The organism is Bacillus sp. ISL-47 (assembly GCF_018613175.1).
Lineage (GTDB): Bacteria > Bacillota > Bacilli > Bacillales > Cytobacillaceae > Cytobacillus.
On sequence record NZ_JAGGQS010000049.1, the window covers coordinates 1 to 17008 of the forward strand.

The 17008-nt window shown below is 42.0% G+C and carries 15 protein-coding genes, 1 rRNA gene and 1 other annotated feature; all 16 genes read left to right on the forward strand.

Going from position 1 to position 17008, the window contains the following annotated elements; genetic code table 11:
* Nucleotides 1-85: 85 nt before the first annotated feature.
* The 16 genes from rrf to J7I93_RS17090 all read left to right on the forward strand — a co-directional run bounded on the left by rrf (nt 86) and on the right by J7I93_RS17090 (nt 16988).
* Nucleotides 86-202 (forward strand): 5S ribosomal RNA (rrf, locus tag J7I93_RS17015).
* Between the two features lie 688 nt (nt 203-890).
* Nucleotides 891-1355 carry a CtsR family transcriptional regulator gene (locus J7I93_RS17020; RefSeq protein WP_251025883.1) on the forward strand — a complete coding sequence of 155 codons (465 nt, stop codon included), beginning with the start codon at nt 891-893 and terminating at the stop codon, nt 1353-1355.
* Nucleotides 1356-1383: 28 nt separating this feature from the next.
* Nucleotides 1384-1932: a protein-arginine kinase activator protein McsA gene (gene mcsA, locus J7I93_RS17025; RefSeq protein ID WP_214727116.1), complete on the forward strand. Its 549-nt coding sequence runs from the start codon at nt 1384-1386 to the stop codon at nt 1930-1932.
* 2 nt (nt 1933-1934) lie between these two features.
* Nucleotides 1935-3014 (forward strand): protein-arginine kinase McsB, encoded by a 1080-nt coding sequence (gene mcsB, locus J7I93_RS17030; RefSeq protein WP_214727117.1) that lies wholly within the window; start codon nt 1935-1937, stop codon nt 3012-3014.
* Nucleotides 3015-3018: 4 nt separating this feature from the next.
* Nucleotides 3019-5469, forward strand: coding sequence for an ATP-dependent Clp protease ATP-binding subunit (gene clpC, locus J7I93_RS17035; RefSeq protein ID WP_214727118.1), 2451 nt, complete (start codon nt 3019-3021; stop codon nt 5467-5469).
* A gap of 323 nt (nt 5470-5792) precedes the next feature.
* Entirely contained in the window at nt 5793-7172 is a 1380-nt protein-coding gene (gene radA, locus J7I93_RS17040; RefSeq protein WP_214727119.1) for a DNA repair protein RadA, read from the forward strand.
* Between the two features lie 2 nt (nt 7173-7174).
* Nucleotides 7175-8248, forward strand: coding sequence for a DNA integrity scanning diadenylate cyclase DisA (gene disA / locus J7I93_RS17045; RefSeq protein ID WP_214727120.1), 1074 nt, complete (start codon nt 7175-7177; stop codon nt 8246-8248).
* A gap of 238 nt (nt 8249-8486) precedes the next feature.
* Complete coding sequence (locus tag J7I93_RS17050) at nt 8487-9575, forward strand: PIN/TRAM domain-containing protein (protein WP_214727121.1); 1089 nt, start codon at nt 8487-8489, stop codon at nt 9573-9575.
* 92 nt (nt 9576-9667) lie between these two features.
* Entirely contained in the window at nt 9668-10357 is a 690-nt protein-coding gene (ispD, locus tag J7I93_RS17055; RefSeq protein ID WP_214727122.1) for a 2-C-methyl-D-erythritol 4-phosphate cytidylyltransferase, read from the forward strand.
* Nucleotides 10358-10406: 49 nt separating this feature from the next.
* On the forward strand, nt 10407-10889 hold the full coding sequence (ispF, locus tag J7I93_RS17060; protein WP_214727124.1) for a 2-C-methyl-D-erythritol 2,4-cyclodiphosphate synthase: 483 nt from the start codon (nt 10407-10409) through the stop codon (nt 10887-10889).
* Nucleotides 10890-11071: 182 nt separating this feature from the next.
* Complete coding sequence (gene gltX, locus J7I93_RS17065; RefSeq protein ID WP_214727126.1) at nt 11072-12529, forward strand: glutamate--tRNA ligase; 1458 nt, start codon at nt 11072-11074, stop codon at nt 12527-12529.
* A gap of 250 nt (nt 12530-12779) precedes the next feature.
* Nucleotides 12780-13043, forward strand: a binding site (T-box leader).
* A 211-nt stretch (nt 13044-13254) separates the two neighbouring features.
* Entirely contained in the window at nt 13255-13923 is a 669-nt protein-coding gene (cysE, locus tag J7I93_RS17070; RefSeq protein WP_214727127.1) for a serine O-acetyltransferase, read from the forward strand.
* On the forward strand, nt 13904-15307 hold the full coding sequence (gene cysS, locus J7I93_RS17075) for a cysteine--tRNA ligase (RefSeq protein ID WP_214727128.1): 1404 nt from the start codon (nt 13904-13906) through the stop codon (nt 15305-15307). Before cysE ends, cysS begins: the two co-directional genes overlap by 20 nt.
* Before the next feature lie 3 nt (nt 15308-15310).
* On the forward strand, nt 15311-15736 hold the full coding sequence (locus J7I93_RS17080) for a Mini-ribonuclease 3 (RefSeq protein ID WP_214727129.1): 426 nt from the start codon (nt 15311-15313) through the stop codon (nt 15734-15736).
* On the forward strand, nt 15733-16476 hold the full coding sequence (gene rlmB, locus J7I93_RS17085) for a 23S rRNA (guanosine(2251)-2'-O)-methyltransferase RlmB (protein ID WP_214727130.1): 744 nt from the start codon (nt 15733-15735) through the stop codon (nt 16474-16476). Before J7I93_RS17080 ends, rlmB begins: the two co-directional genes overlap by 4 nt.
* A gap of 2 nt (nt 16477-16478) precedes the next feature.
* A complete protein-coding gene (locus J7I93_RS17090) occupies nt 16479-16988 on the forward strand; it encodes an NYN domain-containing protein (RefSeq protein WP_214727131.1) in 510 nt (169 codons plus the stop codon).
* The last annotated feature ends 20 nt before the right edge of the window (nt 16989-17008 follow it).

Here is a 17008-nt window from a genome sequence, read left to right on the forward strand (position 1 = left end):
ACTTAACCAAGTTATTGGTGATACTCGGCAACTTCTTCATGCATTATCTAGTTTTGAAGGAATGAATGTTCTTCAAATCAAATAGTCTGGTGGCGATAGCGAGAAGGTCACACCCGTTCCCATACCGAACACGGAAGTTAAGCTTCTCAGCGCCGATGGTAGTTGGGGGCTGTCCCCCTGTGAGAGTAGGACGCTGCCGGGCAATAAAAAGAGCACCGATCAGGTGCTCTTTTTGTGTTTTTATTTATTTTCCAGCTATCAATATCACTTATTTCTCTAAAGTAGTCACTTTTTTGGGTCAACTTGCCCTGTTTTATAGGGAATATCGGTCACTTTCTTAGATTTATCGGTCAGAATTCCATTTTATCAGCCACTTCTTCGATATATCAGTCAGATTTCATTTTTATCGGTCACTTTTTCCATATATCGGTCACTTGGCTCTATGGCGCCTTTTTATAGCCAAAACCCCCTAAATTCAATGTAAATCTCCGTTCACTCTGCACCAGCAGAAAAATGTAAATTTGGATCATATGCTAGACAAATAGTTATATCCCCATATGTTCTGGAAAAAATCAAAAAGCAAGTCTTTATACTGTGTGCAGTGCTCCTCACAAAACAAATCCTGTTCTAATGTTCCGTTCTTCAAAAAGAAAATACTATCCAAAATTATTGACTTAATATAATACTTTTAATAAAAAGTATAAATTACATCCTCTACTCATGCACAAACCTTCCTAACTCAAAATATATTGTTATCGACATTAACTACCAAATTCAGGTTTGGGAAGTCAAAAAATGGGGGAAAATTATTAACACCCGCCGATTGCAAGAAATTACATAAATCATGTATAATTAATGTCAAATATAGTCAAAGTCAGATAGGAGGAGGCTTGGTGAGAAATATATCCGACATAATTGAGAATTATCTAAAACAGGTTTTAGAAAAAAGTGAGAGGGAGATCGTGGAAATAAAAAGAAGTGAAATTGCTGATAAATTTCAATGTGTGCCCTCTCAGATCAATTATGTTATCAACACCCGCTTTACGATTGAAAAAGGCTATGTCGTGGAGAGTAAGCGGGGCGGCGGAGGCTATATCCGGATTATGAAAGTCCAGTCTTATGACCACGCTGATTTAGTGGACCAGTTGATTTCATTAGTGCAAGGCCGAATCGCCCAAAGCAGTGCCGAAAATGTAATCTATCGCCTGGTTGAAGAAGAAATCATTACACATAGGGAAGCAAAAATAATGCTTAGTGTAATCGACCGTTCTGTACTTTATATTGATCTGCCATACAGGGATGAACTACGGGCACGAATGTTGAAGGCGATGTTAACTACTTTGAAATATAAATAAAGTTTTAGCGAGCTGGAGAGGTGAAGTCATGATTTGTCAGGAGTGTAATCAAAGGCCGGCAACGCTGCATTTTACAAAGGTAGTAAATGGTGAGAAAGCAGAGTTTCATCTTTGCGAAAAGTGTGCGCAGGAGAAAGGTGAAATGTTCATGCTTGGCAGCGGATCCGGTTTTTCAATAAATAATTTGCTGGCAGGCCTGCTGAATATTGAACCTGCGTTTCAGGGATCGAATCAGGATCCTTTCCAGCAGGAGAAGGTGTTGCAGTGTGAACAATGTTCCATGACCTTTCAGCAGTTTATTAAAGTAGGGAGATTTGGATGTGCTCGTTGCTATGAAACCTTTAAAGAACATCTGAATCCTATACTTAGAAGGCTGCACAGCGGGAATTCCTCACATAACGGAAAAATTCCTGCAAGAATAGGCGGAACTATTCATTTACGAAGGAATATTGACGAATTGAAACATAAGTTAAAAGAAATGATTGGCCAAGAAGAGTTTGAAAAAGCGGCAGAATTAAGAGACGAAATAAGGAAGCTGGAAAAACAGCTCAATGCCAATCATGAGGGAGGGGAATAAGCTTGTCGCTGGAACGTTTCATGAATCAAGCTATTAGCTCCTGGATGAGTGCTGAAGGCCCCGATTCCGATATTGTCTTAAGTTCGCGAATCAGGCTCGCTCGCAATATTAAACAATATAAATTTCCAACTTTATTTTCAAACGAAGAAGCAAAAGCGGTTATCCAAAAAGTGAGTGAAAGGGTGGAGCATTCTTCTCTTTCAAAACTAGGAGAGTTGGAACTCCTATTAATGGATGAACTTCAGCCTCTTCAAAAAAGAGTATTAATGGAAAAACACCTAATTAGTCCACATCTTGCTGAGAATTCAACTCATGGTGCCTGCCTTCTTTCAGAAAATGAAGAGGTAAGCATTATGATTAATGAAGAAGACCATATACGGATTCAATGTTTGTTTCCAGGGTTTCAGCTTTTGGAAGCCTTAAGTATGGCAAATAAAATAGATGATTGGCTGGAGGAAGAAGCCGATTATGCTTTTGATGAAAATGTTGGCTTTTTAACAAGCTGCCCGACAAATGTAGGGACTGGTCTTAGAGCATCCGTTATGATGCATTTGCCGGGTCTTGTGCATACCCAGCAAATGAACCGGATTATTCCGGCGATTAATCAGCTTGGCTTAGTAGTTAGAGGAATTTACGGTGAAGGCAGCGAAGCATTAGGAAACATCTTTCAAGTTTCAAACCAGATCACACTCGGAAAATCAGAAGAGGATATCGTAGAGGATTTGAAAAGTGTTGTCAGCCAGCTAATTTCACAGGAAAGATCAGCAAGGGAAGCATTAGCAAAGACTTCTAACATACAATTAGAAGACAGAGTCTTCCGCTCTTATGGCGTTTTATCAAATTGCCGAATTATTGAATCAAAGGAAGCCGCTCAATGCTTATCCGATGTTCGCCTGGGAATAGATATGCAGTATATAAAAAACATATCAAAAAATATTTTAAATGAGCTGATGATCCTGACACAGCCCGGCTTTTTGCAGCAATATGCAGGCGGGCCGCTTAGGCCTCATGAACGCGATATCCGCAGGGCTTCATTAATCAGGGAAAGATTAAAAATGGAAGATCAAGAGTTAGGAGGATGAAATTATGATGTTCGGACGATTTACGGAAAGAGCTCAGAAGGTATTGGCACTAGCACAGGAGGAAGCAATCCGTTTAGGCCATAATAACATTGGGACAGAACATATCCTGCTTGGACTGGTACGCGAAGGAGAAGGTATAGCCGCAAAAGCCTTATATGCTTTGGGTCTTGGTTCTGAGAAGATTCAAAAAGAGGTTGAAAATCTAATAGGCAGGGGACAGGATGCTTCCCAGACTATCCATTATACACCGCGCGCTAAAAAGGTAATTGAGCTATCCATGGATGAAGCCAGAAAGCTTGGACACTCTTATGTTGGTACCGAACATATCCTGCTGGGACTTATCCGTGAAGGAGAAGGCGTAGCAGCAAGAGTTCTCAATAATCTTGGAGTCAGTCTTAATAAAGCGCGCCAGCAGGTGCTGCAGCTGTTGGGCAGCAATGAGTCAGGCGGCCATCAAGGTGGTTCTGCTGCTAATGCCAATACGCCAACTCTTGATGGATTAGCCCGTGATCTAACAGCTATTGCAAGGGAAGGAAGCTTGGATCCAGTAATTGGGCGCAGCAAAGAAATTCAGCGTGTCATTGAAGTATTAAGTCGACGCACGAAAAATAACCCGGTTCTTATTGGTGAGCCAGGGGTTGGTAAAACAGCAATTGCAGAGGGTTTGGCACAGCAAATCATTAACAATGAAGTGCCGGAAACGCTTCGTGATAAAAGGGTTATGACGCTTGATATGGGTACAGTTGTTGCAGGTACCAAATATCGAGGTGAATTTGAGGACCGCCTGAAAAAGGTGATGGATGAAATCAGGCAGGCGGGTAACATTATTTTATTCATTGATGAGCTTCATACTTTAATAGGAGCAGGTGGAGCTGAAGGTGCCATTGATGCGTCAAATATCTTAAAGCCATCTCTTGCTCGCGGTGAACTTCAGTGTATTGGGGCAACTACACTTGATGAATATAGAAAATACATTGAAAAGGATGCAGCGCTTGAAAGACGTTTCCAGCCAATTACGGTTGATGAGCCCACTGCGGAAGAATCCGTACAGATTCTGGAGGGGCTCCGTGACCGCTATGAAGCCCACCATCGCGTAACAATTACAGACGCAGCAATTGCGGCAGCTGTAAAACTTTCAGACCGATATATCTCAGACCGCTTCCTGCCAGATAAAGCGATCGATTTAATAGATGAAGCAGGTTCAAAGGTAAGACTTCGTTCCTATACAACGCCGCCTAACTTAAAAGAGCTTGAAGTTAAGCTGGAGGACGTCAGAAAAGAAAAAGATGCTGCAGTTCAAAGCCAGGAGTTTGAAAAAGCCGCCTCTTTAAGGGATACAGAGCAGCGCCTGCGCGAGCAGCTTGAAGAAACAAAGAAAACGTGGAAAGAAAAACAAGGCAAGGAGAACAGTGAAGTAACTGTAGAGGATATTGCCAATGTAGTTTCCAGCTGGACTGGTATTCCTGTTTCCAAGTTAGCACAAACAGAAACAGAAAAGCTGCTGAATCTGGAGGAAATCCTTCACTCCCGTGTAATTGGGCAGGAGGAAGCTGTTAAGGCCATTTCTAAGGCAGTCCGCCGAGCACGTGCAGGACTTAAAGATCCTAAGCGCCCAATTGGTTCCTTTGTATTCCTTGGACCAACAGGGGTTGGTAAAACAGAATTAGCACGTGCATTAGCCGAAGCGATGTTCGGTGATGAGGATGCCATGATTCGCATCGATATGTCCGAGTACATGGAGAAGCACTCCACCTCCCGTTTGGTAGGATCGCCTCCAGGATATGTTGGCTATGAAGAAGGCGGACAATTAACGGAAAAGGTTCGGAGAAAGCCATATTCAGTTGTTCTTCTGGATGAAATCGAAAAGGCGCATCCAGATGTGTTCAATATCCTATTACAGGTATTGGAAGACGGAAGATTAACAGATTCAAAAGGAAGAACCGTCGATTTCCGCAATACCGTACTTATTATGACGTCCAATGTTGGTGCTGAGGCGCTTAAGCGCAACAAATATGTAGGCTTCAATATTCAGGATGGAGAACAGGATTATAAAGATATGAAAGGGAAAGTAATGGAAGAGATGAAGAAATCCTTCCGTCCGGAATTCCTTAACCGTATCGATGAAATTATTGTTTTCCATGCATTGGAGAGGAAGCATCTTCAGGAGATCGTTACGCTTATGTCTGACACGTTAACAAAACGACTTAAAGAACAGGATATTACACTGGAATTAACAGATGCGGCCAAAGAGAAAATTTCTGTTGAGGGCTATGATCCGGAGTACGGTGCACGTCCGCTCCGCAGAGCGATTCAAAAGCATATAGAGGACCGTTTATCCGAGGAACTGTTAAAGGGAACAGTCCTAACTGGGCAAAGCGTTGTAATAGATGTAAAGGATGGAGAATTTGTTGTTAAAACCGCTGAAGCCAGCGGCACCCCAAACCTTCAAAAATAAATATCTTACATCCAAAGACTGAACACAGCAAAAAGGTACACGTCCCTGTTATACGTGTACCTTTTTGTACTCTTTTGGACATGATCGTTAAAATAAAATATCGCAGTGTTCAAACAGGTTTATTTGGCAGTTTTATGTTAATTTTAAAAGAGATAACGAGGAATATTTAATATATTTCAACATGAAAACATTTTAAGACGCGTGAAAAAGGGAATAGAGGAGTAAACTGCACTACTAGCACCACTGGCTTCTCTGCAAAGTCCGGTAACGTTTAAGATTCCTTTATGGCGGCTGAAATGGATGTTCAGAGAAGGAGAAGAAGGATGGCTAAAAGAAAAACAAAGTTTATGTGCCAGGAATGCGGCTATGAATCACCAAAATGGATGGGGAAATGTCCGGGATGCGGCCAGTGGAATACCATGGTCGAAGAAGTGGAAAAGCCGGCATCAACCAGAAGAGGAGCTTTTGCCCATTCACAAGGATCAGCTATAGCTGCGAAAGCAACACCTATTACATCAATAGAAACTGTGAGCGAACCGCGTATTTACACTGATTTACATGAATTAAACCGAGTATTGGGCGGCGGAATTGTCCGTGGTTCTCTCGTGTTAATTGGAGGAGACCCTGGTATCGGGAAATCAACGCTTCTTCTTCAGGTTTCATCACAGCTGGCGAATAAGAAGCATTCAGTTTTATATATATCAGGTGAAGAATCGATGCGCCAGACAAAGCTTCGTGCTGATCGCTTAGGCGTTTCTTCGGAAAGTTTGATGGTTTATTCGGAAACAAGTCTTGATGAAATCAGCAGAACGATTGATAGTGTAGATCCTGACTTTGTTATTATCGACTCCATTCAAACGATCTTCCATCCGGAAGTCACATCCGCACCCGGAAGTGTGTCACAGGTAAGGGAATGTACAGCCGAACTGATGAGGATTGGCAAAACAAAGGGCATCGCCATTTTTATCGTTGGGCATGTTACAAAAGAAGGATCGATCGCAGGTCCAAGACTTTTAGAACATATGGTTGATACGGTTTTATACTTTGAAGGCGAGCGCCATCATACATACCGAATCTTACGGGCTGTAAAAAACAGGTTTGGATCAACAAATGAAATGGGCATTTTTGAAATGAAGGAATTTGGGCTTGAGGAAGTCGCAAATCCATCGGAAATTTTCCTTGAAGAACGATCTCAGGGGGCAGCGGGTTCCACAGTGGTGGCTTCGATGGAGGGGACAAGGCCTGTACTGGTTGAAATTCAGGCACTGATTTCACCAACGAGCTTTGGTAACCCAAGGCGTATGGCTACGGGAATTGACCATAATCGTGTACCGCTTCTTATGGCCGTCCTGGAAAAAAGAGTCGGAATGCTGCTGCAAAATCAGGATGCGTACCTGAAAGTAGCAGGAGGAGTAAAGCTTGATGAACCGGCTATTGATTTAGCAATTGCTGTAAGTATCGCTTCAAGTTTTCGGGATAAACCAACAAAAGCGACTGATTGCATTATTGGCGAAGTAGGGCTGACAGGAGAGGTCCGCAGAGTGTCAAGAATTGAACAAAGGGTACAAGAAGCGGCAAAGCTGGGGTTTGAGAGGGTCATTATGCCTGCGAATAATCTTGGAGGCTGGAGTGCGCCGAAAGGGATTGAATTAATCGGAGTAAATTCTGTCAGTGAAGCACTAAAGGCTGCGTTAGGAGGATAAAGATGGAGACAAAAAAATTGGGCGAAAAAACAATGAGCGAAATCCTTCAATTTATGGCTCCGGGTACACCTATCAGGGAAGGAATTGATAATGTCCTTCGCGCCAATACTGGCGGCTTAATTGTTTTAGGATCAAAAGAAAAGATGAATAGCATTGTGGATGGGGGCTTTTTGATCAATTGTCCATTCACACCAAGTTATTTGTATGAGCTGGCTAAAATGGATGGAGCCATTATTTTAAATGAAGAAGGGAATAAAATATTAATTGCCAATGCCCAGCTTGTTCCTGATCCAGGTGTTCCTTCCACAGAAACAGGAATGCGGCATCGGACTGCTGAAAGAGTTGCCAGGCAGACGGGTGCTTTGGTGATTGCCATTTCCCAACGGCGCAATGTCATTACATTGTATAAGGGGCATTCACGTTATGCATTAAGGGATATTGGCGTTATTCTAACGAAAGCAAATGTTGCCGTTCAGACACTTGAAAAGTATAAAGTGGTTCTTGAACAAAGTATAGGCAACCTGAGCATTTTGGAATTTGAGGAACTTGTTACATATAGTGATATCCTTCATGTTTTTCATAATATTGAAATGGTGCTGCGCATTAAAAATGAACTTCTAACCTATTTAAGCGAACTAGGAACAGAGGGAAGGCTTATTCGGCTTCAAATGAATGAACTGTTAACAGAGCTTGAAAGAGAAGCAGAGTGGATTATCAGAGATTATGCCCAGTCAAAAGATATTGATTCCAGGGATACGATTATTAAGCTTCAGGAACTTTCCAAGGGGGAAATGCTTGAGGACTCAGTAATCCTAAAGCTTTTAGGCTATAACGGTTATATTCACACGGAGGAATTCAAATGTCCCCGCGGCTATCGGGTGCTGAATAAAGTCCCGCGCCTTCCGCCTATTATTATTGAAAATCTAATAAATCGTTTCGAAGAGTTTCCTAATATTATTGCGGCATCCGTAGAGGATCTGGATGAAGTGGAAGGAATTGGAGAAGTAAGGGCCAGAAAAATTAAGGAAGGGCTTAAGCTTATAAAAGAACAGGTTTTTGCAGACCGGCAGCTATAACAGACCATTGAACTATGTAAAAGGTTATGCTAAAATGGTAAGTTATTTATTTGACAGTTTATTGCCAATGATGCTACCCTTAGGTTGTATCAAGGTATAAAATATGCAGCAAATGTATCTTCATTTAGATGCATTATTAGTATCCTAAAATAACTTTTGATTAGAAAGATAAAAATCTCTGTAATTGAAGGTTTCAATTTTGGGAATTTGTTTATAATGAGTAAAAGGAGGTGAAGGAATGTTAAGACGTATTGTACAGGCATGCTTCCTTATTATCGGGGTAACGCTTGGTATATTTTTGATTCCTGACTTATTAAAATTAATTAATTTAAACGACATTCCTCTTTTAAATAATCCATATGTGTCCGCCATTTTAGGTGCTATTATTTTTTATCTTATAACTTTTTGGGCGGTTGATCATGTCGTCAATTTTGTGAGATGGGCAGAAGAATCACTCGTAAAAGTACCTATAACTGATATTATATTCGGAAGTGTCGGCCTTGTTTTTGGATTAGTTATTGCTTTTTTAATCGGATACGCGCTGAATGCGATTGAGGTTCCCATCCTGAATACAGTGGCACCGATTGTATTGACATTGCTGTTTGGCTACCTTGGTTTTCAGGTGGGATTTAAAAAGCGCGATGAACTTTTAACCTTGTTTACAAGCAAGAAAAAGAAAACAGGTGAAGAAGAGCCAGAGCCGGAAACAGCGGCTAAAAACGAGCTTAAAATTCTTGATACTAGCGTTATTATTGACGGGCGTATCGCTGATATCTGCCAAACCGGTTTCCTGGAGGGCACGATTGTTATTCCGCAGTTTGTGCTGGAAGAGCTTCAGCATATTGCTGATTCATCAGATGTATTAAAACGCAACCGCGGACGAAGAGGGCTGGATATTTTAAACAGAATCCAAAAAGAGCTTTCCATTAAAGTTGAGATTTATGAAGGTGACTTTGAAGAGATTCAGGAAGTTGACAGCAAGCTTGTTAAACTTGCGAAAATAACAAATGGTGTGGTTGTAACCAATGACTTTAACTTAAACAAAGTTTGTGAATTGCAAAAGGTGGCTGTCCTGAATATTAATGACCTGGCTAACGCCGTGAAGCCTGTTGTGCTTCCTGGCGAAGAAATGAAGGTGCAGGTAATTAAAGATGGGAAGGAACAGAACCAGGGAATTGCTTACCTGGATGATGGCACTATGATCGTTGTTGAAGAGGGACGCAACTATATCGGCAAACATATTGATGTTCTTGTCACAAGCGTTCTGCAGACATCAGCGGGAAGAATGATCTTTGCAAAACCCAAGCTTTTAGAAAAAGCTTTATAATGTACGCTCAAAAAAAGTAGGACAGATTGTGCCGGGGAATGATTTTCCCCCGCCTTTTTGCCCTACCTTTTTTAGGAGATAGGAGTAATCTTATGAGTTACCAAGTAATCCTGCCAGCTGCTGGCCAGGGAAAAAGAATGGGAGCAGGAAAGAATAAACTTCTGCTGAAGATCGGTGAGATACCTGTTTTTATACATACTTTAAGAGTCTTTGAGAATGATTCAGAATGCGCAGGCATTTATTTGGCGATAAACCCACAGGATGAGGAAGAGATACGGGTTCTCTTAACAGAGCATAATATCACAAAAGTAACTGCACTGATTCCTGGCGGAGAGGAAAGGCAGCATAGTGTTTATAATGCCGCAAAAGCAGTGGCTGGTGAAGGGATTGTACTTGTCCATGACGCCGCCCGCCCTTTTATAACCCAGGACTTGCTGAGGCCGCTTGTGAAGATGGCGGAAAAAAAGGGGGCTGCTGTTTTGGCTGTCCCGCTAAAAGACACGGTTAAAAAAGCAGATGGAAACTTGATCGCAGAAACTCTTGAACGTTCCTGCCTGTGGGCTGTTCAAACTCCGCAGGCTTTTCGTATTTCTGCCTTAAAAGAAGCTCACCAGAAAGCGGAAGAAGAGCATTTTTTTGGCACAGATGATGCCAGCCTTGTGGAGCGGTTAGGCAAAGAAGTGATGATTGTTGAGGGAAGTTACGATAATATTAAGTTGACAACACCTGAAGATATATATTTTGCTGAAGCGATAATGAAGAAAAGAAAGAATAAGCAATAGCCTTTGGGACGATATTGCTCATCAATAAAAAGAAAAAGGGGATTAGAATATGTTTCGGATTGGACAAGGTTTTGATGTTCATCAATTCGCTGAAGGGCGCCCTTTGATCCTTGGCGGAATAGAGATACCATATGAGAAAGGGCTACTCGGCCACTCGGATGCGGATGTACTGCTGCATACTATTGCTGATGCTTGTCTTGGTGCCATCGGTGAAGGTGATATTGGGCGGCATTTTCCTGATACAGATCCTGAATTTAAGGATGCTGATTCAGCAAAATTACTTGAGTATATATGGGGGATTGTAAAAGAAAAAGGGTATGAGCTAGTGAATGCAGATTGCACGATTATTGCCCAAAAGCCAAAGATGGCTCCCCATATTGGCAAAATGCAGGAGCGGATTGCTCAGCTTCTGGAAACTGAAGCCGTAAATATCAATGTAAAAGCAACAACAACCGAGAAGCTTGGTTTTACAGGAAGAGAAGAAGGGATTGCTTCACAGGCAGTTGTTTTGCTGATAAAGAAAGACAACTAAAAAATTCTTTCAGATGAAAATCCAGAGTGTTAAAATATAGCTTATCGCAGTCTAACGGGCAGTAAGACTCTGAGGATAAGCAGCGTGACGTCATGTCGCAGCGTCTCACCAGCAGGTCCTGTGCGTCGAAAACCCCAACTGATTGAGTTTCACTTTATCGAGATTTTGAGGAGGCAATAATTATGTCAAACGAAATCCGCGTTCGCTACGCTCCGAGCCCAACCGGGCACTTACATATCGGAAACGCGAGAACCGCGCTATTCAACTACTTATTCGCAAGAAGTAAAGGCGGGAAGTACATTATCCGCATTGAAGATACAGATAAAAAACGCAATATTGAAGGCGGAGAGGAAAGTCAGCTTCATTATTTGAAATGGCTCGGAATTGATTGGGACGAGAGCATTGACAAAGAAGGCGAATATGGTCCATACCGCCAATCTGAAAGAAATCATATCTATGAAACATACTATAAGGAATTACTTGATAAAGGGCATGCCTATAAATGCTATTGTACGGAAGAAGAACTGGAAGCTGAGCGTGAAGCCCAGTCTGCTAAGGGTGATACACCTGCTTATTCAGGTAAATGCCGTCATTTGACAGCGGAAGAAAGAGCTGCTCTGGAAGCAGAAGGCAGAAAGCCGAGCATCCGCTTCTTAGTGCCAAAAGGCAAGGTGTTAAAATTCAATGATATGGTAAAAGGCGAGGTATCATTCGAATCAGATGGCTTTGGCGATTATGTAATCGTCAAGAAGGACGGCACACCTACTTATAATTTTGCGGTAGCAGTGGATGACCACCTAATGAAAATCTCTCATGTTCTGCGCGGCGATGACCATATCTCCAATACGCCCAAGCAGCAGATGATTTATGAGGCATTGGGTTGGGGAATTCCTAAGTTTGGCCATATGACTTTGATTGTCAATGAAAGCCGTAAAAAGCTAAGCAAGCGTGATGAGACAATTATTCAGTTTATCGAACAATATGAAGAGTTGGGCTATTTACCTGAGGCTCTTTTTAACTTTATTGCTTTGCTTGGCTGGTCTCCAGCTGGAGAGGAAGAAGTATTCTCCAAGGAAGAATTCATTGGAATCTTTGATGAAAGCCGTTTATCCAAATCACCTGCTTTGTTTGATAAGCAAAAGCTAACCTGGATGAACAATCAGTATATTAAGAAGCTGGATAAAGATCGTTTAGTGGCCATTTCTGCGCCTCATTTAGTTAAAGCCGGAAAAATCAGCGAAAACTGGAATCAGGAAAACGAACAATGGGTTCGAAGCCTAATTACTCTTTACCAGGAAAAAATGAGCTTTGGCGCTGAGATTGTGGAACTATCGGAACTGTTCTTCACAGAAGAAATGACCGTAGATGAAGAAGCCAAGGCGGTTCTTGCGGAAGAGCAAGTACCTGAAGTGCTATCTGCCTTTTTGAAGGAAATAGAAACACTTGCAGAGTTCAAAGCTGATGAAATTAAAGCAGCAATGAAGGCTGTCCAAAAGGCAACAGGTCATAAGGGCAAAAAGCTATTCATGCCAATCCGCTCTGCAACAACCGGGCAAACGCATGGCCCTGATCTGCCTCAAGCAATCGAGCTTTTAGGAAAAGAAAAAGTAAAAAGCCGTTTGATGAGCATTATTGGTTAACATCTTGGAGAAAATGTAATATAGTATAAAGTAAAACTTACCTCAGCAGAGGCTTGCCCCCGCTGAGGTAAGTTGAGGCCCGTTATGATGCGGGTCACTCAGACGTTGCCGCAGAGTGACGATATTGTCTGAGTTCTGCTATACGGGCTTTTAGGGGCAGTTGACCCCGGTCGGATTATTTTAATTACAAAAACGATTTTCCTGCAAGGGGGCGTATTGCCCGTTAATGCGGGATAAAGTAATTTCATAAATGAAAGTGTTGAAGAGGAAAAGTAAGAAAAAGAAGCTTTTTAGAGAGAACCATCACCGGCTGAAAGTGGTTTAAGCCTCTCTTTTTCCGAAGTGCGCCTCTGAGCCCCATATCGAACGGATGAAACATCCTTCCCAGATAATAATTCTCGGTGAATGCATGTTTCTCAAGTAGATTTGGGCGGAGCTCCTTCCGTTAACAGGTTAAAGTTGAGACTTCTGTGAAGTCTAAACAGAGTGGAACCGCGTGTAAAGCGTCTCTGTCCTATTGTGGCAGGGGCGCTTTTTCATTTTCTTTAGGCTAAGTTAAAGCTCATTATTGATTTTGGCACTCTATTGATTAGAGCGAAATCAACAGGCGGATATAAAGGGAAATACAGCCTATTTCCCAGAAAATATTATATGGGGAAAATACCTGGCCTTCTTAGGCCGTATATAAAAAATAAATGAAGATTATGTTAGGAGGGGAAAGAACGATGTTTGCAAGAATGAAGGAAGACATCGAAGTAGTATTTGAACAAGACCCGGCGGCAAGAAGCTATTTGGAAGTAATATTAACGTATTCTGGGCTTCATGCGATTTGGTCACACCGTATTGCCCATGCGCTTTTTAAGCGGAAGTTTTATTTCCTTGCAAGAGTTGTTTCCCAAATCAGCCGCTTTTTCACAGGAATTGAAATCCATCCTGGCGCAAAAATCGGAAGACGTTTTTTTATCGATCATGGCATGGGTGTAGTAATCGGGGAAACGTGCGAAATCGGAGATAACGTAACTGTTTTTCAGGGTGTTACACTAGGCGGAACCGGTAAAGAAAAAGGAAAGCGGCATCCAACTATTCAAGACAATGCGCTAATTGCTACCGGGGCGAAAGTTCTTGGTTCCATAACCATTGGGGAAAATTCAAAAGTAGGTGCAGGGTCAGTTGTCCTCCATGAGGTTCCGCCCAATTCAACTGTAGTCGGTATTCCTGGCAGAGTGAAAATACGGGATGGTGTGAAAGTGAAAAAGGACTTAAATCATACGGATCTTCCGGATCCAATTGCAGACCGTTTCAAGGAAATGGAAAATGAACTGCAAGCTTTAAAAAGTGAAGTTGAGACCTTAAGGAAAGAAAGGAGCCAGGTGCATGGCCATTCAGATTTATAATACACTTACACGGCAAAAAGAAGAGTTTATCCCGTTAGAAGAGGGAAAAGTGAAAATGTATGTGTGCGGACCAACCGTATATAACTATATCCATATAGGGAATGCCCGTCCGCCAATTGTATTTGATACAGTAAGGAGATATCTTGAATTTCGTGGTTATGATGTTCAGTATGTCTCCAATTTTACAGATGTTGATGATAAGCTGATTCGTGTAGCCAATGAGCTTGGAGAGGATGTTCCAAGCATTGCGGAACGTTTTATCAAGGCTTACTTTGAAGATGTTTCAGCACTTGGCTGCAGACAGGCGGATGTCCATCCGAGAGTGACCGAAAGCATGGAAATTATTATTGATTTTATCCAGACCTTGATTGACAAAGGCTATGCTTATGAGTCAGAGGGGGATGTGTATTACCATACTCGTAAATTCGATGGATATGGAAAACTCTCACACCAGTCCATTGACGAATTGCGAGTCGGAGCCCGTATTGCAGTCGGAGAAAAGAAACAGGATTCCCTTGATTTTGTGCTTTGGAAAGCAGCGAAGGAAGGGGAAATTTCCTGGGATAGCCCATGGGGGAACGGAAGGCCTGGCTGGCATATTGAATGCTCTGCTATGGCAAAGAAATATCTGGGGGATACCATTGATATTCATGCTGGCGGACAGGATTTGGCTTTCCCGCACCATGAAAATGAAATTGCACAGTCGGAAGCATTGACAGGCCAAACATTTGCCCGTTATTGGATGCATAATGGCTATATTAATATAGACAATGAAAAAATGTCTAAATCACTTGGAAATTTCGTTTTGGTTCATGACATTATCCAAAAGCATGACCCTCAGGTTCTAAGATTTTTTATGCTTTCTGTACACTACAGGCATCCAATCAATTACAGTGACGAATTGCTTGAAAATACACGCTCAGGGCTTGAGAGAATCAAAACGTCTTATCAAAATTTAAAACACCGCAAGGAAACAAGCGTAAACCTGCCTGACAACAATCAGGAGTGGATTGGTAAAATAACCGCTCTTCATGAACAATTCATTAAAGATATGGATGATGATTTTAACACAGCCAATGCGGTTTCCATCTTATTTGAGCTATCAAAATTAGCAAATTATTATTTGATGGAGAAGAACACTGCTGTTGAAGTGATTGACACATTCACGAATGAGTTTGAAACACTATTTGAAGTTTTGGGCCTTTCTCTTGAGGAAGCCAATGGGGAACTTTTGGATGAGGAGATCGAGCAGTTAATCGAACAGCGTCAGCAGGCCAGAAAAGAACGCAATTTTGTACTGGCTGACAAGATCCGCGACGAGCTGAAAGAGATGAATATCATCCTTGAAGATACACCGCAGGGAATTAGATGGAAAAGAGGCTAAAGGATGCTTCACTATGATAATAAAGTAGATGAAAAACAATTGAATAGTCTTGCTTTGGCGTATATGGGGGATGCTGTTTTTGAAACCTATATACGCCACCATCTGATACAAAACGGACGAGTCAGGCCTCACCTTCTGCACAAGGAGGCAACATGGTATGTTTCCGCAAAAGCACAATCCATGATCATACATGAATTGATTAATTTCGATATTCTGACGGAAGAGGAATTGGCGGTTGTGCGCAGGGGCAGGAATGCCAAATCTGGTTCTGTCCCAAAAAATACCGATGTACAAACGTACAGGTACAGTACGGCTTTTGAATCCTTGATCGGATATTTGTTTTTATCCGAACGTAAAAAGCGGATGGAAGAACTTATTATAAAATCAATTAAATTAGTCGAGGAGAAGAAAGGAGGAGCGGTAAAATGAGCCAGGATTTTATCATTGGAAAAAACCCTGTTATTGAAGCATTAAAATCAGAGAGGGATATTAATAAGATATTTATTGCTGAAGGTTCGCAAGGCGGCCAGATGCAGCAGGTGATCGGTTTGGCAAAATCAGCCGGTGTGCTTGTCCAGTTTGTCCCTAAAAAGAAAATTGATCAGATGGCAGAAGGCAACCATCAGGGAGTCATTGCGCAGGTTGCTGCGTATCAGTATGCAGAGATCGACGACCTTTTCGCAGCAGCTGAAAAGAAAAACGAATCCCCATTCTTTCTATTGCTTGATGAGATCGAAGACCCACATAACCTCGGATCCATTATGAGAACGGCCGATGCTGTCAGGGCACATGGAATTATTATTCCGAAGAGGAGGGCTGTGGGGCTTACCGCAACTGTGGCCAAGGCATCCACTGGAGCGATTGAGTATATTCCCGTCGTGCGCGTTACCAATATGGCAAGAACCATTGATGAATTGAAAGAAAGAGGCGTATGGATTGCGGGTACAGATGCGAAAGGGAAAGAAGATTACCGCCAATTCGATGGAACGATGCCAATAGGGCTTGTTATCGGAAGTGAAGGAAAAGGCATGGGCCGGCTTATTCGGGATAAATGTGATTTTCTTATCCAATTGCCAATGGCTGGACATGTTACCTCGCTAAATGCATCAGTTGCGGCTGCTCTTCTTATGTATGAGGTTTATCGGAAACGGCATCCTCTTGAGGGATAAAAATGGACATCCTTATTGTTGACGGGTACAACATAATTGGTGCTTGGCCAGAACTCAGGGAGCTGAAAGATAAAGATTTATCGTCTGCCAGAGACCGCCTGATTGAAAAAATGGCCGAGTACCAGGGATATTCCGGTTACAGAGTCATAGTTGTTTTTGATGCCCACTATGTAAAGGGAACAGAAAAAAAATTTAAGAATTCAAAAGTAGATGTAATTTTTACCAGAAACAATGAAACAGCCGATGAGCGCATTGAAAAATTGGCGATCGATTTAAGCAACATTAAAACGCAAATCCATGTAGCCACTTCAGATTTTACAGAGCAATGGGTCATCTTTGGCCAAGGCGCTCTAAGGAAGTCTGCAAGAGAATTGCTTAATGAAATGAATCTAATCGAAAGCAGCATCGAAAAAAAGGTTAAAAAAATTCAGCAAAAAAAGCCTGTTTCCAAAATCCCCCTAAGTGATGAAGTGGCAGAAATTTTTGAAAAATGGCGCAGAGGAGGCCAATGAGCGGTTGACGCTTGAAAAAG

What these genes read in the sequence shown, in the direction of transcription:
- mcsA (WP_214727116.1), top strand. Translation starts at nt 1,384, where the DNA reads ATGATTTGTCAGGAGTGTAATCAAAGGCCGGCAACGCTGCATTTTACA.
- clpC (WP_214727118.1), top strand. Translation starts at nt 3,019, where the DNA reads ATGATGTTCGGACGATTTACGGAAAGAGCTCAGAAGGTATTGGCACTA.
- radA (WP_214727119.1), top strand. Translation starts at nt 5,793, where the DNA reads ATGGCTAAAAGAAAAACAAAGTTTATGTGCCAGGAATGCGGCTATGAA.
- disA (WP_214727120.1), top strand. Translation starts at nt 7,175, where the DNA reads ATGGAGACAAAAAAATTGGGCGAAAAAACAATGAGCGAAATCCTTCAA.
- J7I93_RS17050 (WP_214727121.1), top strand. Translation starts at nt 8,487, where the DNA reads ATGTTAAGACGTATTGTACAGGCATGCTTCCTTATTATCGGGGTAACG.
- ispD (WP_214727122.1), top strand. Translation starts at nt 9,668, where the DNA reads ATGAGTTACCAAGTAATCCTGCCAGCTGCTGGCCAGGGAAAAAGAATG.
- ispF (WP_214727124.1), top strand. Translation starts at nt 10,407, where the DNA reads ATGTTTCGGATTGGACAAGGTTTTGATGTTCATCAATTCGCTGAAGGG.
- gltX (WP_214727126.1), top strand. Translation starts at nt 11,072, where the DNA reads ATGTCAAACGAAATCCGCGTTCGCTACGCTCCGAGCCCAACCGGGCAC.
- cysE (WP_214727127.1), top strand. Translation starts at nt 13,255, where the DNA reads ATGTTTGCAAGAATGAAGGAAGACATCGAAGTAGTATTTGAACAAGAC.
- cysS (WP_214727128.1), top strand. Translation starts at nt 13,904, where the DNA reads ATGGCCATTCAGATTTATAATACACTTACACGGCAAAAAGAAGAGTTT.
- J7I93_RS17080 (WP_214727129.1), top strand. Translation starts at nt 15,311, where the DNA reads ATGCTTCACTATGATAATAAAGTAGATGAAAAACAATTGAATAGTCTT.
- rlmB (WP_214727130.1), top strand. Translation starts at nt 15,733, where the DNA reads ATGAGCCAGGATTTTATCATTGGAAAAAACCCTGTTATTGAAGCATTA.
- J7I93_RS17090 (WP_214727131.1), top strand. Translation starts at nt 16,479, where the DNA reads ATGGACATCCTTATTGTTGACGGGTACAACATAATTGGTGCTTGGCCA.